The sequence below is a fragment of the Noviherbaspirillum pedocola genome (assembly GCF_016632335.1).
In the GTDB taxonomy this organism is placed as follows: domain Bacteria; phylum Pseudomonadota; class Gammaproteobacteria; order Burkholderiales; family Burkholderiaceae_D; genus Noviherbaspirillum_A; species Noviherbaspirillum_A pedocola.
In genome coordinates, this window is sequence record NZ_JAEPBG010000024.1 from 40,359 (window position 1) to 65,637 (window position 25,279).

Here is a 25,279-nt window from a genome sequence, read left to right on the forward strand (position 1 = left end):
CCACTTGTAGCAGTTCGACCTCTTCTTTTGGAAAGATTCTTTTCATGCCCTATTCCTGGACCGATCGCGGCACGGTACTGATCCAGCTCGGACGCCACCACTTCGCCTTCTATCGAGGCTACCTGGACGGAATTAGTCTTCGCGCCTTGGCCGACCGCTATCTGGAAACGACCGAGGATCTGGGCGGCGAAGGTGAATTGGATCTGCGGGTGGCCAAGTCAATGCTGAAGTGGATTCGTGGCCAGTTGATGGTTGCGGCCAAGCGGACGGGCAGCAACGCCCGCCTGATCCGGCTCCCGCCAGAGGCGCTTCGGGTAACGTATGGCGCGCATGTGCCGACGCTGGAAGCGTTCCGCGAGGAGCGCGACCCGTATGAGACATTCACCGAACAGGAGCTGATTGATCTCTTTCAAGAAGAATACGGCAATGCGGCGCCCGGCCTCGATCGGCGAACCGAACGCAACAACCGGCTGCGCAACAAGCAGCTTGCCATTCTGCGGAAGATCGAGGACCTCACCAACGCCGATCCGAGCCTGTCCGATGCCGTGGGCGGCTGGCTCGACCCCGCCATCGCCAAGCGGTTGCAGGCGGCCGGCCTGTACACGCTCGAGCAGCTCGTCGGCGCGGTCAACAACCATGGCTTTCGCTGGTACACCAAGGTGCCGCGGATTGGCGTCAAAGCCGCAAAGCAGATCGTGGACTGGCTTTTGCTACCGGAGACTGAGGCTGCACTCGGGGTGAAAGTCTCCGGGCGAGGAATCAAGCCTCGAAAGGAGTGGGCTGTTGCCCTCACTGCGCCGCGCGCAATGACGACCGATATCGTGCCGTTGGAAAGCTTTCATGTTCCACACGAGCTCAATGGCGCCTTCGGCACCAATCGGGGGGAGCGATCGTCGCTCAACGCGAGAAACGACTATGAGGCCATCCAGGTCTGGCTGGCGCGATATAAGGCCGGCAGCCATACCGTTCGCACGTACCGCAAGGAAGCCGAGCGCTTTCTCCTATGGTCGGTCCTCGAGGCCGGCAAGGCACTCAGCTCGCTGAAGGTGGAAGATTGCATCCGGTATCGGGATTTCCTCTGGTATCTCGGCCGCCAGACGCCCGAAGTCTGGGCGCAGTACAACCGGATCCCGCAGCAGCGATGGATCGGCCAGCGCGGAATCGAGCGGTTTTCTCCTCTGTGGCGGCCGTTTGAGGGCCCGCTTTCGGAAAGCTCCCAGAAGCACTCGCTGGTCGTCTTGCAGAGCATGATGCAATGGCTGACCGAGCAGAAATACCTGCACAACAATCCTTTCAAGGCGATGCCGCACCTGGCCCGACGCGGAACGGAAGGGCTCGACATCTCCAGGTCGCTGACGGTCGCAGAGTGGAGGCTAGTGAAGGCCTATCTGCTGAAAATGCCTCAGGATGCGCGCTATTACCGTCTACGTTTCATTCTCGCTCTCGCCTACAGCACCGGCTGCCGGCTCTCCGAATTGGTTGCACTGCGCAGCGGGAATTTGCGATCGTTTACCCGCGCCGGCGAGTCGGATCTCAGCTGGGAAATTGGCGTCACCGGCAAGGGCAACAAGAAGCGGTGGGTCCAGCTAAATCCTCAGGTGGTAAATGAAATCCGCAGTTATTTCCACTACCGCGGCCACGAAAGCTGGCGCAACATACCGAACGAAACACCGCTCATTGCCGCTCACCCGGTTCCTGGCCGTCCGGGAACGCCCGATGACCCGCTCACCTCTTCGCGGCTGTACCAGGTGCTGAAGGCCTTCTTTGCGGAAGTGGCCCGTTCCGTCTCGCAAGAGGATTTCGATACCGCTCGAAAGCTCAACAGCGCCTCGACCCACTGGCTGCGCCATACCTTTGCCACACACGGCATTCACAATGGCATGACGCTGGAAACCATCCGAGAACTCTTGGGCCATACATCATTGACCACGACGTCCGTCTATGTCACTTCTGAAAAGGACAAGCGCAGCCGGGAGGTAGAAAAGCTAGGCGATTTGGCGACTTTTTAGCTGTCGAGTCGCTCTTGCTTTATCGCTATTGGCGCTTCCTCTTCTCGCGTTCCGGCATTGCACCTATGGTGCAAATGAAAATGGCCGCGAGCTTTCCCGCCCACTCCGACTCGGCTGACCGGCGGCTGATCCTATCGACTCCGTCGCAATCGCGCTTCATGGCTGTCTCCGCGAGCTACAGCATGGAATGAGGATGCAACAGCGCCCTCCCCTACTTGCCACCTGCCCTTCGTTTTCACCAGGACGCGACATCTCTCGAGCTTAATGGGCAAGAGACGGTACGCTGGCTGCGTTACGTTTGATGGAAATAAGCGACCCCGGTGAACGGAGACTCGCACACGAATCAGCCGACTTTCACCTCAATGCGCTGCGGCAGGGTAACCGCATGAGTTTACACCGCACACTCGCGGCAGCGTACGCATGACTTTCGTATACCCTTGATTTTTAAAGAATTGGAAATTCCAACTTTTTAAGAAGGACTTTCATCACCATCGCAATCGACACACGAAGTTTGTAAGTGTCTGATTTTTAAAGAGTTGGAAATTCCAACTTTTTTGCATGTATTCAGGTGAGAACCATAGCGAAGATAGGGGGCGGCGCACTTACTCGGCAACGAGTGCAGTAAATGAAACCACGGTGCCGCTGGCCAGTTTCTATGCTTCCGAATTCTTGCCCACGAAGGCGCGGCATTAGGACGCATGCAGTTCGACAAGCGCCGGACGACCGTCGGTACCTGCCGAAGTAACGCTCATCCGCAATCCGTCAACTCGTGATCGTCATTGCATTCGCCTATCCAGTTCTACGCGTATGCATGCACATACAGATCCTGCGGCGCGCGTAATCGCAGTCCCCCTGCCAAGACCTGCTTTGCAAATGCCAGATTCACGGGGATGGAGCCACGTGCACCAACGATCGCGTGCAGTCCGGATGCACTGGGCTCGAAAACGCCGAGCATAACGCCGTCGGCAGATACCAGCTCGAAGCCACGATATCGTTCGCCAAGAGACTCGAGCATTGCCCTAGCGCGTGTATCCGCATGCTCCTTTGCGGCCGTGTCAGCACACTGCTTCGCAACGAAGGCAAAGTCCATTTTCATGTGGACCATGAACTTGAGGTATGACACGACTTCGCGGCCTCGTAACGAGCGAATTCGATGCCAGACGGTGGCAACGACGTGGCTGAGTCGAACGCCAGCCCCTCGGGCCTGCTTCATGAGCCAGCATATGGCACCCTTGCTCACGTCCAATGCCATCAGCCGCAGTAGGTCCTTCGGTAATCCCGTGTGCGGATCGATGTCATTCACCGGAGCGGATTCGTCGGCTCGTATGCCACAAGTCTGCGGGCTGCTTATTGCGTCTTTTGGCGCTAAGTTTTGCCGAGCGACTTCAGCTTGCTGGACTGTATTCTGTAAAGACTGTTCGGGTTTGGTATGTTCTATATATTGGCCGTCTCTCACTTTGAGAGACCGCTGTTTGTGAATAAGTCCGCTCAGGCCCAGCATAGACAATGCCTTCTTTGTAACCGTTATTGGGGATAGTGAGAACTCCCCGTTATGGACGCGGCGCTCCTGCGAGCGCGTGATATAGCCTGCCACTTCAAGCGCTTTCAGGCCGCGATACAAGGTTGGCTCCGAATTGAGCAGAGACTCTGCGCGTAGCAGGTCACGTCTTGGGAAGACGGCCTTATGCAGCCGCGCCAAGTTGAGAAAAGTTAGGATTCCGAACAGTACGCGCCTGGCGGTCTGGTTCAGGTCCTGGCAGAGCAGAGGGTTAAATACGGCAGCCCGCGCCTCAATAAGAGCCGCGGGGAGTGGACGTGCACAGGCAACCGCCCGTCCCGTCATCACTTGGGGGAAGGTCATCGTTACTCCTTTTCGTTAAGAAAAAGGAGTCCCCGGTTGACAGGCACAGATTTTTGGATAGAATGGGGAACTTGATGGGGTTCCTGGTTCCGACGCCAATCGGAATCTATCGTACTAGTCAGTGCGAGCCAAACCTAATAGACCGAAGCCAGAGGGCCAACTCTGGCTTTTGTCTTTTTGGGACTCACTACTTGCGTTTCAATCTCACATAGCGTTTCTCGCTCTTGATGTAGTGATAGGGGAGGGCGCCGATTACTGCGACGCCTTCAGCTTTCCTCGCAGAAATTCTTCAACTTCCTTAGCCCACTCGACAGTTTTGGCAGGGTCTATCCCAGCCGGAAAATCGACAATCACGCGGTTTTCTTTCGCGACGATTTTCGCAAAAATCTGCTTGCCATCCTTTATGACGCGAGGTTCTGGACGGGTAGGGGGCACGGCTTTCTTTTTCGACGCGTAGCCCACCGCCTGCGCTTGGGTGAAGCGGCTGTCTCGAGCAAGCATTTGCACGGCTTCGATCACCAGATCGACATTGCCGGCTTCAGCAGCTTGGGCCAGTTTCAACGCTGCTTTCGCGCCAAGAATCTCAGGACGTGCATCCAGCTGGCTCAAAACTTCTGCCGGCAGACGCTCGAAGTAGAAATACTCGGTCACTGCGCTCGCGGAAATGCCCGCTTCAGCGGCTAGCTCGACGCGCCTCCTTCCACTTTGCTTTTCCCTCCGCTTGAAGCCCAGGAACTTTTCATAGTCCGGCAGCGAGGGCTGCAGAAGATTCGCATAGAATGCGCTGAGATCGCTTTCCTCATCTGAACCTTGCAGAAGAACCGCAGTGATGGAGTGGCGGCCAAGCTCACGGTATGCCGCAACCCGGTTATTTCCCGACACCACGTCATACTTTCCATCGTCGCGCCTGCGCACCGTAATGGCCTGAACGAGCGGGTTGATCCGGAGATTTTCCACTAATTCGGCGAACTGCCCTTCAGTGAGTTTGCGCCGCCGGCCGGGTATTTCAATCAGTTGATCAAGAGGCACGTCCAGCCCTTGGCCGGCTGTCTGCGCGGCTTCCTGCTGTACCTGTTCCAGTCGAGCCCGAAGCTCGGCGATCTCTTGCTCACCGCCACCCGCTTGTGCGAGCCTGCTTTCTGCCTCGGCGAGTCGCTGCTGCAGTTCCTCAACTTCACGCTCCTTTTCTGCCATAAAGGGCAGGGAAGCCATCAGCTGGCCGGGGGCGGTTTTCGGTATCCGTGGCGTCGCAGCGTCGGATCGCTCCTGCGTTGGCCGAGGCGTGCTGCCGATGCCCGCCGCCTTGGCAGCCAAACGTTCCTTCATACCCATTAAAGATTCTCCTCAGCGGTCCACAGAGCGACTAGCTGCATGTCGATGGTTTCGACCAAGCGGTCGTAACCTTCGCGTGCGCGCTGGTACGTCTTCAGCGAGCCCTCGTATTTCGAAATGTCGTAGACGGTGCCGAACTCCGCGGCCGCGCTCTTGGTAACGGTCGTCTCGGGGATTTCCATCGGTAGCACGAGCCCTTCGTAGGTCTTTTTGATCCACTCGCGAACGACATGAGTGGCGGCATCCTGCGTATTCACACGGGCGAGCAGCACATGGATGAAGTCGAAATTCTTTTCCAAGCCCGGGACGTTCTGCTTCATGTTTGCCGACAGATCGGCGAACAGATTCCAGAATTGTGTGGAGCTCGCATAATCCAGCGCCGAGGGGGGCGTCGGGATCACCAGGCCGTCAGCTGCCATGAATGCGTTAATGGTCATGTACGACAGGGCAGGGGGCGTGTCGATAATGATCGCGTCATAACGGTCGAGCAAAGGCTCAAGACCTTTGTTCAGCACATTCCAGAACTGAAACTTCGAATCTTTGCTCTGCTTGAACGGCAAATAGAATTCGGCGCTGAAGAGCGCCGCGCTTGCCGGAATCAAATCGATGCCATCCCAGTAAGTCTTCTGTACCGCATACTCAAGTGACGTCTGCTCACCGTAGATCAGAGGTAGAACGGTCTGCTCCTCGGTGACCTCGCTGTCTGCAAGTAGGCCGGTCAACGCAGTTAGCGATGCCTGTGGGTCGAGATCAATGATCAGCACATCGCGGCCGCACAGTGTCAAACCCTGAGCGAGCGTCATCGCGGTCGACGTCTTGCTCACGCCGCCTTTGAAATTACCAATAGCAATCTTTTTGCCCAGGGCGTTCTCACCGCGCTTCTTGTATGGACCGACTTTCTTGACCCACTCACGTGCCTCTTCCAACGAGAATATACGGCTGCTCCCTTTGCCGGACAGGGTACCCGTGGGCAGTTCTAGGTCGCTACGTGAAGACACGAAGTAGTTGGCTTTCATGCGATCAATCTTGCATAGAGCCGCTACCTGAGCAGTCGTATAAACTGGAGGATGCTTTCGAGGATGGGGCTTCAACATGCTCTCGCGCACCTCAACCAGCATGTCACTGGCGTGGGTGGCGATGTCAGAGATGGCATCAAGGCTAATCCGATTCACCTTGGAGAACTGGTTAGCGTGGATTGATACCGCCGGCACCTGCGTTTTTGGCAGTTTTGCCTTTGCGGTAGTTGTCATAGGTGCTCTCTAGTTAGTTGGCGTCGTGTTTTACATGCAGCCGCGCATTCTACACATTTCATGGGTTCGGCTGCAAAGTGTATAACTGGCGACAGGTTAATAAGTAAACAACCAGAATGCAAGTAAACTTTCCGATCTGCTAGCGAAAGGTGGTAAGCGGTTAAAGATTGGCTGTGCCGCCTGATCTTTCGACGATGACATGGTGCGCGCCGCCGACTGCATGATTAGCTGCGAATCAGCCTTGCGAAAAAGCCGGCGCGTGGCAGACTTGTGGGGCGGCGGTCATTGACTGAGGGGGAATTTCTGCACCCAAGATACTAGCAATGCGCTGAACATCCATTCAAAATTCCGCTCGTGTGGAGCGGTCAGCCCGGTCCTTCTGCTGCGCCGAAGCATGATACCAAGAGCAGAATGTCGCGTTGGGAAACCCCTGCTTCCTGGAAGATTGCCCGCCATCCCGAGGCAACAGTTCTGACCTGATTGATAATCGCAATCGCTTCGTCGTGGGTAAGTTGGAAGCGGCCGCGCTGAGAGAGCGCGTTCTCTATGGTGCTGGCGCGGCCGTGCGCACCCACGCCGATCCACTGCGGCATCGAGGCAGCATCGATGTGCGGCACGATATCGAATGCCGGCGACAGGCGATATTTGCCGTTGTCGGAGAGGATCAGCCCGTGATTCCGCATATGGTCATCCACGTTGCCCACCAGGATGTTGATCACCATGCGGCGGAACAGCTCATGACTGTCTTCCACCACATGCTCGTTAATGCCTCGCATGGCCTCGGCGATCCCGGCATAGGAATATCTGGTCTTGTAGTCGTTGTCAGTCACGCGACCCATGCCTATCAGGGAATTGGCGCTGATGTAATGGATCCGTTTGCCGTCGCGCGTCCGGTCAAAGCGTTCGATCAAGAGCACTGACCTGCCGCCAATCTCCACATGCTCAAAATCGGGCAAGCGCACTCCAGCGCGGAAGGCCAGCATGAGGGTTGCGTACTCGACTTTCGGAAGATCGAAAGGGTCATCTGGCCGCGAGAATTTCGCGATGTACTCTTTCCCCTCGTGCAATACCACCGTCTTGGGGCGCACGCCGCCGAGGCTCCCACCGGGGAGCGCCAAGCGGATGGCTTCTTGGTCCAGGTCCTCGTCCGGGTGCGTGGCCAGCATCTCGATGGCTTTGACGAGCCGCGCCGACAGCTGTGTGGTGGATTGCGGCACCATGCCGAGCTGCGGCGGTGTGCTGGGCTCTGCAGAAAAACCGAGGCAGCCGGCACCGTAATGCCAGGAGTGTAGCAGCCAGTCCACTGGGGTCTGAGGAACCGGGGTCTTCGTCACGCGGGAAATGCTGGCGGTAAGCTTGACGCCCCACGCGTTCGGGCCCGCATCCGAGATAACCCCGTAAGAGCCATCTGGCTGGCGCGGAATCCGATGCGGTTTCGGGGAGACCGGCAGATGCACCGGATCTAAGGGCAGCGCATTCGCAAGCCGCTGGTAGCTTTTGCCATAGGCGAAAAGGCCGTCGCCGTTCTTATCAAGAGCAAAGCGGGCAACGGGAACAGGACTCCCGGGATCGGCGCAGTTAAAAACTATGCAGCTTTCCATTTAAAAATCCGTGTCCAGTTCAACGACGGCTCCTTCCCGCTTTGTCCTCGGGACATGGGGTTGGCTCAATACCAGCTCCAATTCTTGCAGTTCGCCGAGCGCCTCAAGAACCATGAGCACGACCGCGAAGGTTACGTTCGGATCACCTTTTTCGAGTCTGCTTAATGTAGTGCGGTGAACTCGGCACTGATGTTCCAGCGCCTTCAGGGTGAGGTGTTGCGCTTTGCGCGCTTGACGAATCCGCTCCCCCAGTCGCTTGGCGGCCTCAGATGCTGCAAAGGAAGTGAACTCGTAGGAATGTCGCATATATAGGACTTATCATGATTTTTGTCACATATATGCATTCTACAGAAAGCGATCCATTTGCCTGACTAGCATCGGCACGATTACAGTTTATTTTTTATGACGTCGCCGTGAAGATCCATACAGGACAACATTCCTCGGCGTTTTAGAACCTAATTCCCCTTGATTCCTGTTAATAAGCAAGATATCGTGCTTGTCAGGTCGCAAGCTTTCGTCCCACTGCCGTAGGCCATTCAGCGCGCTGACATGCGCGGCATGTCCTGCGCGGCTAGTCCCGCACTTCCTCCAGATCAAACGGCTGGGCCGTTTGATCTCGACCGCTGGCCGCTCGATCAGGACAATGGCCAGACGGTGAATGACGAACATCCCTGCACGCGGCACGAAATGCATTCGATATATGCCTTACCATGTGCAGCACAGTGTGCTGCACCGTGTACTACACCGTGTGTGCCACTAATTATTGTGCCGCAACGGAAGACAAATGCCGCCTTCAATTTTTCGAGCTGCAATGCGCCGCGATGAGAGCCGCTAGCTTGCTAAGGTAGTCGTCCGCCCAATTGCAGAAAAAATTTCCGGGTGGTTGGGTGCGATACGCTGGCAGCGCCAGCGAAGGAATAAGGAAGACCCGTGTTCCTGTCGCCAGGTCGTAATGGAAGAACTCAGCCGCATGCGTCGGAAGAGGCAGCAAGTCCGGATTGACGTTAAAAACCTTGCCAAATTCCTTTCGGACGCCGGCACCATGGATGACCATCGCCTTCGGCCGAATTACTGTGGTTAGCATGCTGAAAATTGCCCTGCCGCGTTCCTTGCCGCCAGCATGCTCCGGCAAGCGAAGCGCTTTGGAATCCGCGGTGGAGTAGCAAATGACGTTTGTCTCGAGCACTGAGCACACGCCGGCTGCGGAAAGCTTCGCCGCCAATAGGTCGATGTTGCCGCGAGTGCGCGACTCCTGCGTGACCTCGGCATAGAGCCCTCGGCACGACTCTCCATTGCGATTGAAGAGGGCGTCGATATGCCGCTGGTGCGAAACCGCACTAGAGGGGTACGCCTTGGCAGGATTCAGTCCCACTATGAAGACGTCCGCAGCGGCCGGATCGGTCATAGTCGTCATCCACGGCCGCGGAAATTGTCCGTTGATTTCCGCCGTAAGCTCACGTACGGCTTGTTCCAGGTTATTCACTAAAGTCTCGAAAGATGCGCATGAAGCGGTGAGAAAGTGATGCAGTTAGGGCAGAGTGCCCTTGTCATGGAAAGCGATTACATCCCTGTCCTGCACGTCACCCCAGATCTCATTGGCCAGCCACTGTCCCAATGCCGTGCGAACGACTTTCATCTCCAGACCCTTTTTCCTGTAATACCCCTTAATTGTCTTCCCGGCCTGGTCAATGAAACGGTCTACAAGGCCTTTGCGTTCCTCTTCAGACAGTTCAGCCAGATAGCTCATAGCTTGTTCGCTGCGCACTGCGACATATTGCGCGACCAGGTCCTTACGGCTTGGTGCGGCATCGAGATCTCCAACGGCTGCTGCCGGTTGCGCTATGTGCGGGTTGCTTGCATAGCCATTGGCCAGCGCGACTTTAAAGTAGGCAGCCGGCGAGTTGAGGACTGCGCCTGTCTTCATGTTCTGGCGCTTCTCAACCAGATCAAGATGGGACAAAACTGCCTGTTCCCCATGCCGGGCATAAATATCAGTCGCTTCCTCCTGAGGGATTCCAAGCCGCATGATCCGCTCAACGACTTGCATATTGACCAGCGGACCCGGCTCGATATCGGGGATAAACTCCAGTGCGCCCTGCGCCTTGAGGTTGACTTTGAACTGTAGTCCTTCGACTCTTCGCCCCGCCCGGAACTCGACCAGCTCAACTTCAATGTCGGTGGCTGAATTGATTTCCGCTATGACTGGCTTTAAGACATCGCGTTTGAAGTATTTGTACTCCGGGACCGGATCGGCGCCCTCAATAGGCGTGCCGGTTAATACATGGAACCAGAATTCAGGAGTCTGCCTGTACGTGACCTTGGACGGGCTTGTTGCATATCGTCTGCAAACTTCGTACAGGGCAAGGGCTTGCGAACCACTCAGAATACTTTGGTAGTGGAGACTGTATTTTGTGAAATTGTTATCCGGCTTGAGCACAATATCCTGGAACGTCGGAGAGAAGGCGTAACCCAGCCACACCTCTCCGTTTTTATTTCCCATCCCGCCGGAATTCCAGATCTTGATGCCGGATACCATCACCTCGTCGGTCCAAGACTTCGTCGTCGTCTGAAGAACCTTAACCGACTGCATCTCCTGAGCGGTCCGCTTGATCAGTTCCGTGTTATTGCCTGAGTAGTTGAAGCCAGCGACCACATCGGCCATCGGAATCCAGAAATAGCCCTTAGCGCCAGGTTCACCCGCCGGCGCGTTGCGCCCAGGAGCGCCTGCTTTCTGAGCGTGGTAGATGAAAATATTCAGCAGCTTCCTGGAGACGAAGGTGAAGCGGCCCGCCTTTATGCGCAGCCCAACCGCATCGTTGGACTTGCGGAATTCCTGCAGATCACCCGCCTTGTTGCGATCTTGCTCAGAAAGGTTAATTGTCTCAGCCATGTTGGCTTTTTTTAAACGAGCCATCTTCATAGAGATTGTGTTGCCACTGAGAATCATAATGAATCAAAGGTGAGAAACCGGAAAGTTATTTCACCTTTCCGAGTGCGAAAAAATGTCATCCTATACGGGTCGTTACCCAAAACTCTCACCTGAATTTCCTTTCGTTACCCAATCCACTCACCTTCATTACCCAAAACTCTCACCCGTCACGGATTTCGCAACCCAAAACTCTCACCTTCGTTACCCAAAGCTCTCACCTCCGATACCCAAAACTCTCACCTAAAACGCCAGAAAGCCTTATCTGGCGCGGGTTTCAGCGGTCCCTTAAGGTTTTAAGGTTTACCAAGGTGTTTACTTGTAAACAACCCTCAAAGAGCTGCGAACAGGAAATATCGCCGACTTCACATGCTCGAACACAGCCGTCGGTAGTTCTCCTTTCCGCCAGCAAGGAAAATTACACAAGTAGCCGAGATTTTGTTTTTCCTTGCACGCAGCGAAAAATCACTTACGTTCGGATCGCATAAACGCGTTGCGGTGCAAGCAATCCAGAACTATGGCTCGGCCTAGCGACGCCGGTAACGTAATGCTAGGCAGCTATCTCCAGCCGCGTTAGCTCCGCATCTGTGGCTTGGTGGAACCATTTCTAACCGCGGATGCGATTTCGTTACCCAAAACTCTCACCTGAACGCCTAAAGGGCCGGTTTCGTTACCCAAAACTCTCACCTGTCACCTGATTTAAGCGATTTCGTTACCCAAAACTCTCACCTATGGACACAATAACGCCTATCCATAACCGCCAACACGCGCTTATAAGACCAAAATACATTGCATCAAAGTAGCTTCTGTTCCGCCAATTAACGTTTCTATATGCCTTAAGACACACAATCCCCCAAAATCCCCCTATTTTCGGCCTTTCGATACCCAAAACTCTCACCTGTTGCCCGATAGGCCGTTTTCGATACCCAAAACTCTCACCTTTCATTGGCCAGCGAGCCTTTCATTACCCAAAACTCTCACCTATTCGGTCGGGGCGCTTACGAGCCGCTACGCCGAAGACAGTGTCCTCACGATGCAAGTCCAACGCTACGGCCGTCAGCCCATGCGGAAACGTGGCGAGAGCGGGTATCCCGGATTCAGGAAACCGAACAATATGACGCGCATACAACTATGCGTAACGGGTAGTGATAATTCATAGGCTTGCATTGTATTGAGATTCAGGATTAAATCAAGCGCATTGAAGTTTTCTTGTTGGAAATGTAGCGGCGACATTACAAACGCCTGTGCGTCATACCGATGTACCAGGCCCAACGCAAATGTCTGGCATCCCTTAACTTCACTCTGGAAATCAATCATGACTATCGCAATCATCCTCAAAAACGCCGCCGGTTCGCTGTTCCCCGTTGCAAACCCTGGACAGGGCAAGCCGGTCCTCGAAGGCTTCGTCGAGTTTCCTCTCGAAGACAAGAAAGACGGCAAGAAGATGCGTCTCGAAGCCCACGCATGGCTGAAAGAAAAGGACGGCAAGAAGTTCTATTCCCTCAGCATCGGTGGCATTTCCGCTGCCTTGTTCAAGGAAAAGGAGTCGACCAACGATAAGCTGCCGGCATACGCAGGCACTTTCGGCTTCAACCGCGAACTCCGCCTTGCGGCCTGGAAGAAGACCGCGCAAGGATCGGGCAAGCCGTACCTGTCCATCGCCATCTCGGAAAAGACGAGCAACGGCAGTGGCTCCAGCACCAGCGGAGCAGCAGGCAATGCACCGTCGACCGGTTCGCTGCCCCAGCACGAGCCGGCAAGCCAGCAGCCAGCGCATGCTGGAACCAAGGCAGAGGAACCGGACTTTGACTTCGTCTGATTACCTCATCAACTCAACCAACCCCGCGCACGCGGGGTTTTTTTTCGCCTGTCGATTTCAGCGCAGACGTTTCCCTGCCGTTATCGCATCCGTATGCAAAATTGTTGTTAACAAGTGCTTGCAATACTGTTTATAATGCTTTCGCTTCTAACGATAAGCATTTTTTAGCAAAACATGGCGGCGTGCGGCTGATCGAATCCGCACCGAGGGATGGGATAGACACATGCAAAAAGCATCGGTACAGATGGACGGTGTGCTGGCGGCACTTCCGGATACGCGGGCTGGCCAGCGCGTCGGGATGGTGTCAGCGATTGCGCCGGCCGTTGGTCTGCATGCGCATCCCATTCCCCATCTCACGCAACGCGACACGGCCATTCCAAGACAAGACGCGTTGCTTGCGGCGACATCGAGTGCTGCGATGGCATTGCGCGGCAGCGATGAGGTCACCGGCCTGCTGACTCGCAGCCGGTTTCACACGTTGTTGCGAAACGCGCTTTCCGATGGGGAGAGGGCGGACGAGCAGCTGACTGTACTCTTCGTAGGACTCGATAACTTCCGTCGGATCAACAGCTGCTATGGACATGCCGTGGGTGACAAGATCCTGCGCGCCGTCGCCCACCGGCTGCGGTGCCACGTTGTCTCTCGCAGTGGCGTCACCTCTCGCTTCAGCGGCGACCAGTTTGCCGTCTTGATTCAAGGGGATGCCGATGTTGGTTATGGTGCCGACATCCTGAAGGCGCTCGCAGCGCCCTATGACCTCGACGGCGCCAGCATCACACTCTCTGCCAGCGTCGGCATCGCCCGGTATCCCTTCGACAGCCGGGATGCCGACGAGCTTTTGCAGTTTGCCGACACCGCGATGTACGCGGCAAAGGAGTCCGGCGGCCATGGCGCGCGCTGGTTTGCTCCGGAAATGAAAGCAAGCGCGGTAGACCAGATGATGATCGAAGGACGGCTGCGCCACGCGCTGGAGAGCGGTGAATTTGCGCTGTTCTACCAGCCGATTCAGCGCGCAGGGTCGGCCGACATTCCAGTTGTCGAGACGCTGCTACGCTGGAATACCGCTCAAAAGGAAACGATTGCCCCTGATCGGTTCATTCCGGTCGCGGAAAAATGCGGACTGATCCATGACATCGGCCGCTGGGTGCTGCGGGAAGCATGCCGGCAGGCGGGCGACTGGTTCCGGACTCGCCGCAACCCGATTGTCGTCAGCGTGAACGCTTCGCCGCTCCAGTTAGCCGATCCCGGCTTTTGCGATGATGTCGAACATGCGCTTGAAGCAGCGAACCTGCCGCCGAACCACCTGGTGATCGAGATCACCGAGCGTTTGATCGTGGAGGACGACTTCGTCACGGTAGCCAACATCCGCCGTCTCAATAGCATGGGGGTACGGGTCGCACTGGACGATTTCGGCACCGGGTATTCTTCGCTGCGCTATCTCACCAGGTTCCAGATCTACAGCATCAAGATCGACAAATCCTTCATCCGGAACATTGTGACCGACGCAAAGGCGCGTGCGCTGGTCCAGGCAATCATCGGCATCGGGAAAAGCCTCAACGTTTCGATGGTCGCTGAAGGAGTCGAAACTCAGGAACAGGCCGACATTCTGAAAAACTTGGGTTGCGCCTTCCTGCAGGGTTATCTGATCAGTCGGCCGGTCGCGCCAGCTGCCATCTAGCCGGACATTCTTTATGCGGATAAAAAAAGGGCGGGATATCCCGCCCATAGTCGTTGACTGACGCTCAGCCTTTGAATTTGCTCGCAGCTTCCTTCAGGTCCGGTGCGGCGCGGAACTTGGCGGTTTTCGATGCTTTGATCTTGATCGATTCCCCGGTCGCCGGATTGCGGCCCACCCGCGCGGCGCGTTTGCCGACCGAGAAGGTGCCCAGGCCGGACACGGCAAAGCGACCTTCCTTGCGCATTCCGGTGTGGATGAACCCGATCAGCATTTCCATGCCTTCCTTGGCTTGCGCACGAGTGATCCCGGTTTGTGCTGCGATTGCATCGATGATTTCAGTCTTCTTCATGACTTTTCTCCCTTTAAAAGACGGTTCAAGAGCTTATACGCCCAATTTCATTATTTCAACTTGCTTCATCGCCAGTTTCAGCACCAGGTCGGCGGTCAGGAACGGATCATTGGCCAGCATCTGCTTCACGATCATGGTCGTGATCGGGTACGCGTCTCCCGGCGCGATTGCCACGCCGCGAGCACCAGTGCCCTTGCTCTGCACGGACAAATAGAGCTTGCCCTGCTGCGCTTCCAGGGTCATCCACTTTTCGTTGTTCTGGCCGTGTCCCTTCGCTTCGAATTTGTTCGTCCAGAGCATCAGCGTCGCCAGCATCAGCGGCAGCTCCCGTTGCGACAGCTGGATGGCCACTTTGTTCTTCCAATTGTAGGTGCGCTGCCCAACGGCTTCGGTCGCCTCCACGCGGATGGTGTGAATGCCGCGCTGCGTCGTATCCTCGGAAAAGCATGCGGCGAACTTGCCGCCATAGACATGGTAGGACTTGAATCGGTCCTCGCCATCCGGCGCCGGTCCCTGTTCAGGATCATTTCCCGGCCAGCCGGAATCGGAGTAGGGCGCTTCTTCCTGCTGCGCCTGTTGCCCGCGCCCCTGCATCCGCGTGGGCATGGGTTGATTTGCCATGGAATCGGTGCCTTGCTGTTTTGGCTGTGGCTGTGGCTGTGGCTGTGGCTGTGGCTGTGGCTGTGGCTGTGGCTGTGGCGCAGAGTGCGTGCGTGCAGCCGGCGGATTGGTTGCTGCTGGCGCTACCGCCGCAGTCGCGGTACCGGACTTTGACGCCTTTTCCAGATAACGGGCAAGTGTCAGCCGCACATAGCGAGCTTCCGGGCAATTGTCTTGTCCACTCTCGTCCCAGGCCTTGAGCTTGATCGAGAACTCCGGCCCCTCACGTCGGCCGATGGAGACCAGCACGCCAAGACCCGGCACAACAAGGCCGCGGCGCATCAGGCGCTCTTTCGTTGCCGGGGTGACGGCGTACAGAATCCCGCGCAGATAATTCTTCGCCCGTTCATTGCCCGCCTTGAAAGCATCGACAGCCTGGACGATCGCATCACCTTCCACATCGAAGATATCGAACAGCGTATGCGAGTCGGGAACGGGCAACGAAAGTGCGCGAATCGACTGCTGACAGGTGATGGCGTTGAAGTTCATGATTTATCCCCGGTAAATTATGCTATACAATACATCTAATTATAAAACACCAAGTATGAATTATCAATAGCTGTTACTCGTCGGCGCGCACGTTTTTCCCAGTGACGCGCTGTGATGGGACAGGAAAGACGGACTGGCCATGACCACCAAGCGATATTCGATTTCGATCGACGGACAGAACTATTCGGCTGCATTCCAGACGGAGCCGCAATACGCGCTGGCGTGGGAAAAGGTGCTTTCGCAGGCCCATGAGAAGAAATCGCCGGTGAAGTGCTGCTGCATGGGCCGCGGCCAGAAAGTGCTTGTGCCGAAAAAATATGCGAACCGGTATGGATTGGCGCGGTATGGACAATCCGGTCCGGAACACTCGACGGACTGCATTTACCATTCCTGGTCCCACGACCGTAGCGGCATGCAGGCGTACGGCAAGGATGCCATCGAGGACCTGGACAGCGGGGGAGTGCGGTTGAACCGGCCAGTCGGGCTGGCGCTGGACGTTCCGTCGCTGCCGTCCGGGATAGAGCCGGGCTTGCGCCCAGTGCCGACCGAGGTGCGGGATGCGACGCTGTCCCTGTACGGTCTGCTGCACTTGATCTGGCACGTCGCGCAGCTCAATGTCTGGCATGCCAAGATGGAAGGATCGAGAAAGCCAAGGCTGGTGAGCCACTTCATCGAGAAGGCGGCGGCGCGGATTCGGCTGGACCGTGTCGGTCAGGAGACGCTTGGCCAGAGAAGCGTGCTTGCCTGGAGCAGAAACAATCCCGCGAAGATCGAGGAAGCCGTCCAGCAGCGGTCGCGTGTGTTGATCATCGCTCCGCTAGCGCGGTGGAAGGAAGGGATGGACTTGTCCGAGGCAGTGCCTTTGGCCGACCGGCAGGTATTCACGAAGATCTGGATGTCGCGGCAGGCCCAGACGTGGGAACAGACTCAGCGGGATTTCCCGTATGCGCTCGAGGCCTGGCGCCGCGGCGACTGCGTCATGGCGATCGCGCTCGCGCATCCGTATCCCTTCAAGCGTGCTGGCGAGGTCGCTTCTGCGTGGTCCTGTCAGGTATTCAGCCTTGCGCTGATGCCGGTGACGGATGACTGGCTTCCGTATGCGAATGAAGCGGAGCGCTTGCTCCTGACGAAGCTCAAAGCGGCGGGCCGGTCGTTCACCAAGCCGCTGGCATTTGACGCAGGACCGGCCGTGCTGTTTCCGAGCATGATCCTTCATGACTGCGAAGAAGCATCGTTGCTGCCAATGGAAATCATCGACTTCTCCGGTCCGATTCCGCACGGTTATGCGGACTTCCGGCAGCGCTATTTTTCCAACGGCTTTGGTGTCGACACCTGGTGGACATGGAATCTGCGGAACGCGCCCAACGAGATCCCTGAGCTGCCGCCGCAGCGCCAGCGAAAGCCCAAGCACTCCAGCGCCGCGCCGTCCAAGCCGGTGCAGGTTGCTGCGCCAGCCTCGCCTGACGCTTCCCCTGACGATCCGTATAGCGGCATTTTCATCTGAACGAAGACGCCGCATCCCGCCCCAGCGCTTCCTCGCGCTTGTTACGCATCTCCATGAGCACGCCAACGCGGCAACCGCCGCTTTTCAACTCATGGAGATGTATATGAAATCGCAACTGAAAGCATTGCCACGCCGTCCGATCCTGTTTATTAACAGTAAAAGCCGCCCGGACCTGTATTTCAAGGCCGGCTGCATCGACCCCGAGAAGTACCACATCGAAGTCAAGGAGCTGGTCCCGTATGTCGGCGACAAGCACTTCAATTTCCGTGTGCATGATGGAACAACAGAGTACGAAGGCGCAGTCAACGTGCACAAGCTGTACATGGTCTGGCCCGAAGGACGCGAGCGCAGGATGGCGAAAATCACGGCGCGCAGGGCATAACAACATGCGTCGCCAAACCTATCCGCCTCTGAGTAAAGCCGAGCTGGAGAAGTTGCGGGCTGACGCCGGCGATATTCCCGGTGTGGCCAAGCGCAGAAACGTCACCCTCGATGCCTGGGACTTGCGTAGCGAGTCCGCGGCGGCGAAGCAGCATTTCGCGCTTGGGTGCTGGCTGTACTACTACAGTCAGCGTATCGGGCTCACCGGCCCTCAAGGCCTGCGGGACCGCATCGACTGCGCGAGAAGGATCTTCGAAGCCGGCTTTGCCAATCCCGGCTACGCCTTCTTCACCGTCTTTCATTTTGGGGAGCGAGAGTTCGATACGCTCTTCGAGATGGGCGATGGCGCAGCGGTCGTCGACGCGCTTCGGAAGCTTGCACGAAAGTCGCAGCATCAGCACATCAAGGAAGCGTTTGCCGAACTCGGTTGGAGCCTCGCTCCAGTGGTTGTTCAAAACGCCTCGCAGATACAGCTGGCACTCTAGCTGGCCTTTCCCGTAACCCTACATGCCCTCTTTCCCGTTCGAGAAGAGGGCATTTCCTTTGGCGCCGCCGACCGACTTTGCTGCTTAAAAACTAGGCGGAAAACATTCTTGTTCCAATTCAGGGGCTTTAGCAGCCGGGGTGGTGTCCGGGTGCCTAGTTACGCACAAAATCTGTGGAAAACTTTTCCATGGAGTTCCCGCTAGGACGCCTTATCTCCGGGCTTATCTGTTCGCCTATCTGTTCCTTTCTTTCCTTCATGTTCCCCGTTCCTCATCTCCACGGGCAAGGCCAACGGAAAGACAGCAGATCCACCGCTGCCTTCCTCTTCCCACCCCATCGCTGAAGTGCCCATCACGGCAGCTTCAGTCGATATCAACAGGAGCAACCACTTTGAAGACGATTGGAACGGACCACCTTTTCTCCCTGCTGAAGACGGCGTATCCGGACAAGGCTTGGTATCTCGAGCCATACGACATCAACGGCGTAACGCGTCATGCAATTCTGTTCTCGCATGATGGCGCCGGCATCCATGACCCGATGGAGTCGTCGTGCGGCCGCTTTGCACAGCCAGACCGCTATGGTCTGTCCGACGAGCACGCCCGTGTACTGCGCCGTCATAACCGTGACTACGCCAGCCATATCAGCGGCGGCAATGTCGACCTGCAGGCGGTGCTTGCGCGGATCGTGGAAGCATCGAAGGCGCAGCCGCCACACCAGGCTGAATCCTTCTTCGATGACCTCGGCTTCGAGGTTCACGATATCGGAGCGGGAAAGCTTGCTTTCGTGCTCTATGACGCCGATCGGAAGTATCTCTGCATCACCGACCCGAGTGGCAGCACGCTACCCGAGCAGTTGGTCAACCTTCGGGTGCGACTTTACGAGGCTGACGATCAGATTGTGGCCGAGTGCTTCATCTAACCCAGTCCGCGCCGCTTAACTGAAGTTCCAGCCCTCTTTCTCTGTTTCCAGAGAGAGGGCTTTTTCATTCCTCGGTCGATTGCGTTCGGGCGTTACGCATTCCAGGTGATTCCCTAATCCTGCTTGCCAGGCCCTCAATGCTTCCTATCAGGAGAAACAAATGACATTCCAAAGCACCATCGACAACCAGGCTGACCCGGTGCGCGACAAGCCCCGCCGTTAAGGGCGGGGAAGGATAGCGCGGACGGCGCAGCCGTCCATGACTTTAATGCGGAGTTTGCTGCTGCTCGATGTACTGTCGCACGATGGAGATCGGAGCGCCGCCGCACGAAGCTGCAAAATAGGATGGCGAGCACAGGACGCCTTTCCAATACTTCTTTTGGATGTCCGGACGCTCTTTGCGTAACATGCGGCTTGATACCCCTTTAAGGCCACCGCTTTAAAGGTAATTCATAGACTGACCGCGAGGTCACCGCACTAGGCAATCGAAACTGCCTCTAATGATTTCTGGAGGTGTGCGATGGTCATGGATGCAGTGGTGGAACGTTGTGTTGAGCAAAGCCCGGTGACGGTCATGGCCAGACTGGCGCTGCAACGGGCGCTGGAACCGGCGTGGATAGACGAACTGTTTGAGCGGGCCGGCGGCACCCAGTACACCCGGGAGTTGCTGTTTTCCACTACGGTGGAATTGATGTCGGTCGTGGCGGTGGGACTGCGCCCGTCATTGCATGCAGCTGCCAAGGCCTGCAAGGATTTGCCGGTCTCGGTGCAAGCCCTGTACGACAAGATCCGGCGTACAGCTCCCTCGCTGGTACGGGCGCTGGTGCAGGAAAGCGCAGTGCGCTTACAGGAAGTGCTGCTGCCCATGATGAGCGACAAGGCACCGACGGTGCCGGGCTATCGGCTGAGGATTGTCGACGGCAATCATCTACCGGCCACGGAGAAACGGCTGAAGCCACTGCGCGGCTTTCGTGGCGCGGCCTTGCCAGGGCAGTCGCTGGTCGTCTACGACCCAGATCTGAATCTGGTGGTCGATCTGGTGCCATGTGAGGATGGCCATGCGCAGGAGCGCAGCTTGATGGAACTGGCGCAACGCCAGGCGCAGCCCGGCGAGTTGTGGCTTGCCGACCGCAACTTCAGCACGCGACGCATCCTTTGCGGTTTGCATGGTCAGGGCAGCAGTTTTATCGTGCGCGAACACGGCCGCACACCGAACCCGCAGCCGGTGGAGCCCGTGCAGTACCGGGGAAGAATTGAAGCCGGCGCGGTGTATGAGCAAGCGGTGGAAGTCGAGGACGATGGGGGACAACTCCTGCGGCTGCGCCGGGTGGAATTGCATCTGGAGCGCGCGACCGAAGACGGCGACACGACGATCCGACTGCTGAGTAATCTGCCGGCGTCCCAGTTCACGCCGCGCCGGATTGCGCGCCTGTATCGCCAGCGCTGGCAAATCGAATCGCTGTTTCAGCGTCTGGAGTCGGTGCTGCACAGCGAGGTCGTCTCACTGGGACATCCGCGGGCGGCCTTGCTAGCCTTCGGCGTGGCGGTCCTTGCGTATAACACGCTGGCGGTATTGCAGAGTGCAGTCTGGAGTGCCCATGAGTTGCACACCAGTGAGCTGGAACTCTCTTCGTTCTACTTCGCTGACGAAATCCGGACCCACTATGCCGGCATGATGATGGCGGTAGCGCCCGCTGCCTGGGAGCGCTATGACAAGCTGACGACAGCACAACTAGCGCGAGTGCTGTTGCAGATGGCTCGCCATGCCGATCCGAAGGCATTACGCAAGCATCCCCGAAGTACCAGAAACGAGACCAAGAAAGGCTTCGCTTCCGCAGCCCTCGTCCGGCGACATGTCGCAACAGCGCGCGTACTCAAAGATGGACTCGTGAAGTAATACCTTTAAAGCGGTGCCCTTTAAGGCTGTTCACGAGGTTCGATACTGACACCTTGGGCGGATACTCGACCAGCAGATGCACATGATCGTCCTCGCCATCCATCTCGATCAGTCGCGCATCGAAGTCGGCGCAGACCTTGGCGAAGATCATGCGCAGTCGTTGAATGGCATCGCCATCGAATACATTGCGGCGGTATTTCGCCACAAAGACCAAATGCACGTGCATTTTGAATACACAATGCCTGCCATGTCGAATGTCGTTGTTTTCGTTCATGGACCAATAGTATGATCGATGTCATGCAGCGCCTTCAAGCCTTCAAATACGAACTCATGCCAACCGGCGAGCAGCAGCGTCAAATGCGCCGCTTCGCCGGTGCATGCCGGTTCGTATTTAACAGGGCTTTGGCACTGCAGAAAGCGAAGTATGAACATGGCGAGAAGAAGCTCGGGTATGCCGGACTGTGCAAGCTTCTTACGGAGTGGCGCAACAGCACTGAGACAGCATGGCTTGCCAATGCGCCCGTGCATCCGCTGCAACAGACTCTCAAGGATCTGGAGCGGGCTTACACCAACTTCTTCGCCAAACGCGCCAGCTTTCCACGGTTTAAGAAGAAGGGCCAGGCCGATAGTTTCCGCTATCCGGATCCGAAACAAATCAAACTCGACCGGCCCAATGGGCGTGTGTTTCTGCCCAAGCTCGGCTGGATGCGGTACCGCAACAGCCGAGAGATATTGGGCATGGTCAAGAACGTCACGGTCAACATGGCGGGAGGCAAATGGTTCGTGTCGATCCAGACCGAGCGCGAGGTAGCGCAGCCCGTTCCTCATGGCGACGCGGTGGGCATCGACATGGGCATTGCCCGCTTCGCTACGCTCTCGGACGGCACATTCTATGCCCCGCTCAACAGCTTCAGGCGGCATGAGACAGCGCTGCGCAAGGCGCAGCAGGCGATGAGCCGCAAAACCAAGTTCAGCAATAACTGGAAGAAAGCGAAAGCCCGCGTCCAGCGCATCCATACCCGAATTGGTAACGCCCGCCGCGACTATCTGCACAAGACTTCGACTACGGTCAGCCAAAACCACGCGATGGTATGCATCGAGGACTTGCAGGTGCGGAATATGTCCAAGTCGGCGGCAGGCACAACTGAGAAACCACGGACAAACGTTCGGTTGAAAGCGGGCCTGAATAAATCCATCCTCGACCAAGGCTGGTTTGAGTTCCGGCGCCAACTCGACTACAAGCTGGCGTGGAACGGCGGCTGGCTCATCGCTGTGCCGCCGCAGAACACGAGCCGCACCTGTCCGTGTTGTAGCCACGTCTCTGCAGACAATCGCCAGACGCAATCCCGGTTCGAGTGCGTGGCATGCGGATATGAGGAAAACGCCGATGTCGTTGGCGCAATCAATGTTCTCAGGGCGGGACACGCCCGATGCGCCTGTGAAGTGAGCGGTGCAGTCATGCCGCCAGCAGCAGGAACCCACCGAAGCGACTCAAGGCCGGCTCATCGCCGCAATTGAGCGCCGTAGGAATCACCGCCGTTCAGGGCGGTGAGGAAGTCAACTGTTCTCCTTCTTCACGGAGGAAAGCGCCAGCAGTAACCGCCCGGCCGTACTGGACGCGAAAGACCATCCGCTCTATCAGTGCCGCTCCCTTGCCATGGTTTCTGACGAAACCGTTGCGCAAGCCCTGGCGGCCGATGCCACGAGCAAGCGCATCATGAGCAAGGGCATGGTTCCGGCGGTCGGCGATATTGTCGGCGTTCGCCTCAACCTGAACGTCTTCAAAAGCCAGGGCGTCGCCGTCCAAACGATCCATGCGGGAAACCGCTCGGACGGCTACACGCGCAAGAAGGGCTTGTACAACGGATCGGCTGTGACATATCAGAAGGTCGTAAGTCTGGCGAACTGCTATTTCAACGTCAGCCAGAAAGGGCGCGAGCAGATTGCCTCGGGTGAGGCCAGCAAGTTCCCGATGGCCAGCTGCGATGGCGCGTTCATGGAAGTCGAGCCCGACTTCGATGGCATCGAAATCAGCTTCAATCCAAAACGGGTCAGGCTCTTCTGCGATAGCGACAACCGTCCCATCCGGTTCGCGGAATGGGCGACTGTCTATGCCAACCGCATCTACGTGAGAGGGCACATCGAGTACTACACGGCGGATACGGCACGGAGAAAGTCGGCACGGCGCCATGCAGCATCATCTTCTGATGTTTGCCTCAACTTGCAACATCGGGCCCATCTCTTTTTTGAGGTGGGCCTTTTTCTATTCTTCTTCTTCGATGTCGCCCAACTGGTGGAGCGCCTGGAACAGCCCGCTGTAGTCGGCTCGGCGGACGAGGTCATCGAACGGGCCGGTCAGCTTGGCCGGGTTTTGCAGGAAGTATCGGAACTGGAAGTGCTCGCACCAGTCGAGGAAGGTCGCATGGTCGACATTCTCCCGGGTCGTGACGATGCTCTCAGAGGACAGCCTCGGCGCCAGCGACAGATCCATCAGCTGGAGATTGCGCCGGTAGATCGCCCGGCCTTCCTCGCTGGCCAGGTTCTTGTGCGCGACCAACTTCGGCACGAATTCGCCAACGTCGACCTTGGCGAAGAAGCCTTCGACGCTGCCGAATTCAGCCAGGATCTTCGGCGCAGTCTTCTCGCCGATCTTCGCCACCCCCTCGATGCTATCGGAGGTGTCGCCGACCATGGCCTTGATCTGGACGAAATCACGAGCCGTGCGCGCGCCCACGGCGGCCTCCATTTCGTCGGGCGTGGCGATGTGGGTATCGGTGCGGTGGTCGAGCCAGGACGCACCCGGTTGCAGGTTCTGGAGCCAGTCATGGTCGCCGGTCAGGAATTTGACGGTGTGACCTTTGGCAACCAGTGCGTTACCGAGCTGGTGGCCGATATCGTCGGCTTCAGCGTTCGGGTCGTGCAGCTGCATCAGGCCCAATTTCGACAGCATGATGCGCAGGTGGGGCATCTGCCGGGAGACGGACTCGCGCGCAGCAAGCGCAGCTTCCCCTTTTTTTCGGCCGCTTTTGTACTCGGGGTACAGGTCATAGCGCCACTTGGCATGGCCGTCCCAAAGGAGCACCGGGGCGAAAGTGGGGTTTTCCCTTGCACGTTTGGCAATGGTGCGCAGCGTCACATAGATCGCCTGGACCTCGTTGCCGTCCTGGCCCCGCATTGGCGCGGAAAAGTGGGATGCGTATGCGATGGAATAGCAGTCGATCAGGAGGAAATCCATCGTTGGAAAGTCCTTGAACAGGGTAAAGAAAGTCGGGCGGAGACCCGCGAGACGACTTCCACAAATCCCTATTTTATAACCATGTCCGCTGAATGTAAATCTGCCAGTATTGCAAGCGCTTGTTTTTAAACGGCATTTTCTGACGTTTGAGGCCGTCTTATAAATTCGTGTCGCACATTCCCTTCCTGTAAGGACCTCGCAAGTGTCTTTGTCACTTCAACCAAATATTCACATTACAGGAGTTCGCTATGTCGATGCAGATGATTCAAGCCTCCCACGCCAAACAAAACCTCACAGTCGTCGGCTTCCGGCCGGACGGTGCCTCCTACCGGAGCACGGTCATGGAAGCGACTCCGTTCGAAGCGAAGATGGGCCTGTTGGCCGATTTTCGCTACGCGGAAGACGGCGGCGATCTTTCAATCTCTTGTGTGCTTGACACAAGTACCGGCAGGCTGTTGGACCAGGTCGGCGTCTCTTCGGAAGAAGACCTCTTTGACGAGGTCGAAGCCGTCGATACCGTCCTGGCGCATGCCGCGCAGGGTGGAAGACGCTATCGGATGAAGGCGTATCTCAGTTTCTTCGAGTTCGTCCTCTCCGACATGCCGGAGGTGTTTGTTGGGCTGGTAGGTGGTAGCAGGGAAGCAGGGGAGGATTTGGCCGTTCAGTACGAGGATGTGGATGGCAAGGTGTTCGAGTTTTTGCCTTCACAGGCATTGCTGGTGTTGGCTGAAAAGGCCATGAAGACGGACCGGAGCGGCGCATCGCTCCAGGTCAAGAAGTTGGCTGAGCGCGCAGGCGTGGCACTGGACCGGGCCATCGCGGCGGCGCTGGGCTGATGGCGGGGATTGAGGGGTTCCGACGATATTGTCGGAGCCCCTTTTTCC

The 25,279-nt window shown here is 57.0% G+C and carries 21 protein-coding genes and 3 pseudogenes; 11 read left to right on the forward strand and 13 right to left on the reverse strand.

All coding sequences use genetic code 11. The annotated features are described in order from the left end of the window. Nucleotides 1-44: 44 nt before the first annotated feature. A complete protein-coding gene (locus JJB74_RS28865) occupies nt 45-2,009 on the forward strand; it encodes a tyrosine-type recombinase/integrase (RefSeq protein ID WP_200598014.1) in 1,965 nt (654 codons plus the stop codon). Between the two features lie 799 nt (nt 2,010-2,808). Here the strand turns inward: JJB74_RS28865 and JJB74_RS28870 are convergent. The 8 genes from JJB74_RS28870 to JJB74_RS28905 all read right to left on the reverse strand — a co-directional run bounded on the left by JJB74_RS28870 (nt 2,809) and on the right by JJB74_RS28905 (nt 12,296). Then, the gene (locus JJB74_RS28870) at nt 2,809-3,870 is read right to left on the reverse strand and encodes a hypothetical protein (protein ID WP_200598015.1); all 1,062 of its coding nucleotides are present in this window, start codon (nt 3,868-3,870) and stop codon (nt 2,809-2,811) included. A 252-nt stretch (nt 3,871-4,122) separates the two neighbouring features. Further along, a complete protein-coding gene (locus JJB74_RS28875) occupies nt 4,123-5,202 on the reverse strand; it encodes a ParB/RepB/Spo0J family partition protein (protein WP_200598016.1) in 1,080 nt (359 codons plus the stop codon). Continuing rightward, on the reverse strand, nt 5,202-6,452 hold the full coding sequence (locus JJB74_RS28880; protein WP_200598017.1) for a ParA family protein: 1,251 nt from the start codon (nt 6,450-6,452) through the stop codon (nt 5,202-5,204). The genes JJB74_RS28875 and JJB74_RS28880 overlap by 1 nt, the downstream gene beginning before the upstream one ends. A 365-nt stretch (nt 6,453-6,817) precedes the next feature. After that, nucleotides 6,818-8,053 carry a type II toxin-antitoxin system HipA family toxin gene (locus tag JJB74_RS28885; RefSeq protein WP_200598018.1) on the reverse strand — a complete coding sequence of 412 codons (1,236 nt, stop codon included), beginning with the start codon at nt 8,051-8,053 and terminating at the stop codon, nt 6,818-6,820. Then, nucleotides 8,054-8,359 (reverse strand): helix-turn-helix domain-containing protein, encoded by a 306-nt coding sequence (locus JJB74_RS28890; RefSeq protein ID WP_200598019.1) that lies wholly within the window; start codon nt 8,357-8,359, stop codon nt 8,054-8,056. It abuts the gene before it with no gap. Nucleotides 8,360-8,846: 487 nt separating this feature from the next. Next, complete coding sequence (locus JJB74_RS28895) at nt 8,847-9,536, reverse strand: hypothetical protein (RefSeq protein ID WP_200598020.1); 690 nt, start codon at nt 9,534-9,536, stop codon at nt 8,847-8,849. A 45-nt stretch (nt 9,537-9,581) separates the two neighbouring features. Then, on the reverse strand, nt 9,582-11,000 hold the full coding sequence (locus JJB74_RS28900) for a replication initiation protein (RefSeq protein ID WP_200598021.1): 1,419 nt from the start codon (nt 10,998-11,000) through the stop codon (nt 9,582-9,584). A 1,035-nt stretch (nt 11,001-12,035) separates the two neighbouring features. Next, nucleotides 12,036-12,296, reverse strand: coding sequence for a hypothetical protein (locus JJB74_RS28905; protein WP_200598022.1), 261 nt, complete (start codon nt 12,294-12,296; stop codon nt 12,036-12,038). Here JJB74_RS28905 and JJB74_RS28910 point away from each other — a divergent pair. Both JJB74_RS28910 and JJB74_RS28915 read left to right on the forward strand, forming a co-directional pair. Then, complete coding sequence (locus JJB74_RS28910; protein WP_200598023.1) at nt 12,295-12,798, forward strand: hypothetical protein; 504 nt, start codon at nt 12,295-12,297, stop codon at nt 12,796-12,798. The two genes, JJB74_RS28905 and JJB74_RS28910, sit on opposite strands and share 2 nt — an antisense overlap. A gap of 223 nt (nt 12,799-13,021) precedes the next feature. Then, entirely contained in the window at nt 13,022-14,476 is a 1,455-nt protein-coding gene (locus JJB74_RS28915; protein WP_200598024.1) for a putative bifunctional diguanylate cyclase/phosphodiesterase, read from the forward strand. Nucleotides 14,477-14,540: 64 nt separating this feature from the next. Here JJB74_RS28915 and JJB74_RS28920 read toward each other — a convergent pair whose 3' ends face one another. After that, a complete protein-coding gene (locus tag JJB74_RS28920) occupies nt 14,541-14,825 on the reverse strand; it encodes an HU family DNA-binding protein (protein ID WP_200598025.1) in 285 nt (94 codons plus the stop codon). 33 nt (nt 14,826-14,858) lie between these two features. After that, nucleotides 14,859-15,974, reverse strand: a complete 1,116-nt coding sequence (locus tag JJB74_RS28925) for a hypothetical protein (RefSeq protein WP_200598026.1) — start codon at nt 15,972-15,974, stop codon at nt 14,859-14,861. Between the two features lie 139 nt (nt 15,975-16,113). Between JJB74_RS28925 and JJB74_RS28930 the strand changes: the two genes are divergently transcribed. The 4 genes from JJB74_RS28930 to JJB74_RS28945 all read left to right on the forward strand — a co-directional run bounded on the left by JJB74_RS28930 (nt 16,114) and on the right by JJB74_RS28945 (nt 19,263). Beyond that, on the forward strand, nt 16,114-17,478 hold the full coding sequence (locus JJB74_RS28930) for a DUF1173 family protein (RefSeq protein WP_200598027.1): 1,365 nt from the start codon (nt 16,114-16,116) through the stop codon (nt 17,476-17,478). A 103-nt stretch (nt 17,479-17,581) separates the two neighbouring features. Then, nucleotides 17,582-17,860 carry a hypothetical protein gene (locus tag JJB74_RS28935; RefSeq protein WP_200598028.1) on the forward strand — a complete coding sequence of 93 codons (279 nt, stop codon included), beginning with the start codon at nt 17,582-17,584 and terminating at the stop codon, nt 17,858-17,860. A gap of 4 nt (nt 17,861-17,864) precedes the next feature. Beyond that, entirely contained in the window at nt 17,865-18,344 is a 480-nt protein-coding gene (locus JJB74_RS28940; RefSeq protein ID WP_200598029.1) for a hypothetical protein, read from the forward strand. A 391-nt stretch (nt 18,345-18,735) separates the two neighbouring features. Beyond that, the gene (locus JJB74_RS28945; RefSeq protein ID WP_200598030.1) at nt 18,736-19,263 is read left to right on the forward strand and encodes a hypothetical protein; all 528 of its coding nucleotides are present in this window, start codon (nt 18,736-18,738) and stop codon (nt 19,261-19,263) included. A gap of 265 nt (nt 19,264-19,528) precedes the next feature. Here JJB74_RS28945 and JJB74_RS28950 read toward each other — a convergent pair. Then, nucleotides 19,529-19,693 (reverse strand): annotated as a pseudogene (locus JJB74_RS28950) (transposase); the annotation flags it as partial. Nucleotides 19,694-19,837: 144 nt separating this feature from the next. Between JJB74_RS28950 and JJB74_RS28955 the strand changes: the two are divergent. Then, on the forward strand, nt 19,838-21,160 hold the full coding sequence (locus JJB74_RS28955) for an IS4 family transposase (RefSeq protein WP_200598046.1): 1,323 nt from the start codon (nt 19,838-19,840) through the stop codon (nt 21,158-21,160). 16 nt (nt 21,161-21,176) lie between these two features. On the opposite strand, the pseudogene tnpA reads toward JJB74_RS28955, so the two are convergent. Beyond that, nucleotides 21,177-21,434: pseudogene (tnpA, locus tag JJB74_RS28960) on the reverse strand (IS200/IS605 family transposase); the annotation flags it as partial. Nucleotides 21,435-21,445: 11 nt separating this feature from the next. Between tnpA and JJB74_RS28965 the strand changes: the two are divergent. Together JJB74_RS28965 and JJB74_RS34335 are read left to right on the forward strand one after the other, a co-directional pair. Further along, complete coding sequence (locus JJB74_RS28965; RefSeq protein WP_325170194.1) at nt 21,446-22,678, forward strand: RNA-guided endonuclease InsQ/TnpB family protein; 1,233 nt, start codon at nt 21,446-21,448, stop codon at nt 22,676-22,678. Nucleotides 22,679-22,889: 211 nt separating this feature from the next. Continuing rightward, nucleotides 22,890-23,231: pseudogene (locus JJB74_RS34335) on the forward strand (hypothetical protein); the annotation flags it as partial. 192 nt (nt 23,232-23,423) lie between these two features. Here JJB74_RS34335 and JJB74_RS28975 read toward each other — a convergent pair. Beyond that, nucleotides 23,424-24,395, reverse strand: a complete 972-nt coding sequence (locus tag JJB74_RS28975) for a 5'-3' exonuclease H3TH domain-containing protein (protein ID WP_200598032.1) — start codon at nt 24,393-24,395, stop codon at nt 23,424-23,426. A 248-nt stretch (nt 24,396-24,643) separates the two neighbouring features. Between JJB74_RS28975 and JJB74_RS28980 the strand changes: the two genes are divergently transcribed. After that, on the forward strand, nt 24,644-25,231 hold the full coding sequence (locus JJB74_RS28980) for a hypothetical protein (protein WP_200598033.1): 588 nt from the start codon (nt 24,644-24,646) through the stop codon (nt 25,229-25,231). Nucleotides 25,232-25,279: the final 48 nt, after the last annotated feature.

Bases quoted from the DNA above. Each gene is read 5' to 3' on its own strand.
- JJB74_RS28865 (WP_200598014.1), top strand. From the start codon at position 45: ATGCCCTATTCCTGGACCGATCGCGGCACGGTACTGATCCAGCTCGGA.
- JJB74_RS28870 (WP_200598015.1), bottom strand. From the start codon at position 3,870: ATGACCTTCCCCCAAGTGATGACGGGACGGGCGGTTGCCTGTGCACGT.
- JJB74_RS28875 (WP_200598016.1), bottom strand. From the start codon at position 5,202: ATGGGTATGAAGGAACGTTTGGCTGCCAAGGCGGCGGGCATCGGCAGC.
- JJB74_RS28880 (WP_200598017.1), bottom strand. From the start codon at position 6,452: ATGACAACTACCGCAAAGGCAAAACTGCCAAAAACGCAGGTGCCGGCG.
- JJB74_RS28885 (WP_200598018.1), bottom strand. From the start codon at position 8,053: ATGGAAAGCTGCATAGTTTTTAACTGCGCCGATCCCGGGAGTCCTGTT.
- JJB74_RS28890 (WP_200598019.1), bottom strand. From the start codon at position 8,359: ATGCGACATTCCTACGAGTTCACTTCCTTTGCAGCATCTGAGGCCGCC.
- JJB74_RS28900 (WP_200598021.1), bottom strand. From the start codon at position 11,000: ATGATTCTCAGTGGCAACACAATCTCTATGAAGATGGCTCGTTTAAAA.
- JJB74_RS28910 (WP_200598023.1), top strand. From the start codon at position 12,295: ATGACTATCGCAATCATCCTCAAAAACGCCGCCGGTTCGCTGTTCCCC.
- JJB74_RS28905 (WP_200598022.1), bottom strand. From the start codon at position 12,296: ATGATTGATTTCCAGAGTGAAGTTAAGGGATGCCAGACATTTGCGTTG.
- JJB74_RS28915 (WP_200598024.1), top strand. From the start codon at position 13,022: ATGCAAAAAGCATCGGTACAGATGGACGGTGTGCTGGCGGCACTTCCG.
- JJB74_RS28920 (WP_200598025.1), bottom strand. From the start codon at position 14,825: ATGAAGAAGACTGAAATCATCGATGCAATCGCAGCACAAACCGGGATC.
- JJB74_RS28925 (WP_200598026.1), bottom strand. From the start codon at position 15,974: ATGAACTTCAACGCCATCACCTGTCAGCAGTCGATTCGCGCACTTTCG.
- JJB74_RS28930 (WP_200598027.1), top strand. From the start codon at position 16,114: ATGACCACCAAGCGATATTCGATTTCGATCGACGGACAGAACTATTCG.
- JJB74_RS28935 (WP_200598028.1), top strand. From the start codon at position 17,582: ATGAAATCGCAACTGAAAGCATTGCCACGCCGTCCGATCCTGTTTATT.
- JJB74_RS28940 (WP_200598029.1), top strand. From the start codon at position 17,865: ATGCGTCGCCAAACCTATCCGCCTCTGAGTAAAGCCGAGCTGGAGAAG.
- JJB74_RS28955 (WP_200598046.1), top strand. From the start codon at position 19,838: ATGGCCAGACTGGCGCTGCAACGGGCGCTGGAACCGGCGTGGATAGAC.
- JJB74_RS28965 (WP_325170194.1), top strand. From the start codon at position 21,446: ATGATCGATGTCATGCAGCGCCTTCAAGCCTTCAAATACGAACTCATG.
- JJB74_RS28975 (WP_200598032.1), bottom strand. From the start codon at position 24,395: ATGGATTTCCTCCTGATCGACTGCTATTCCATCGCATACGCATCCCAC.
- JJB74_RS28980 (WP_200598033.1), top strand. From the start codon at position 24,644: ATGTCGATGCAGATGATTCAAGCCTCCCACGCCAAACAAAACCTCACA.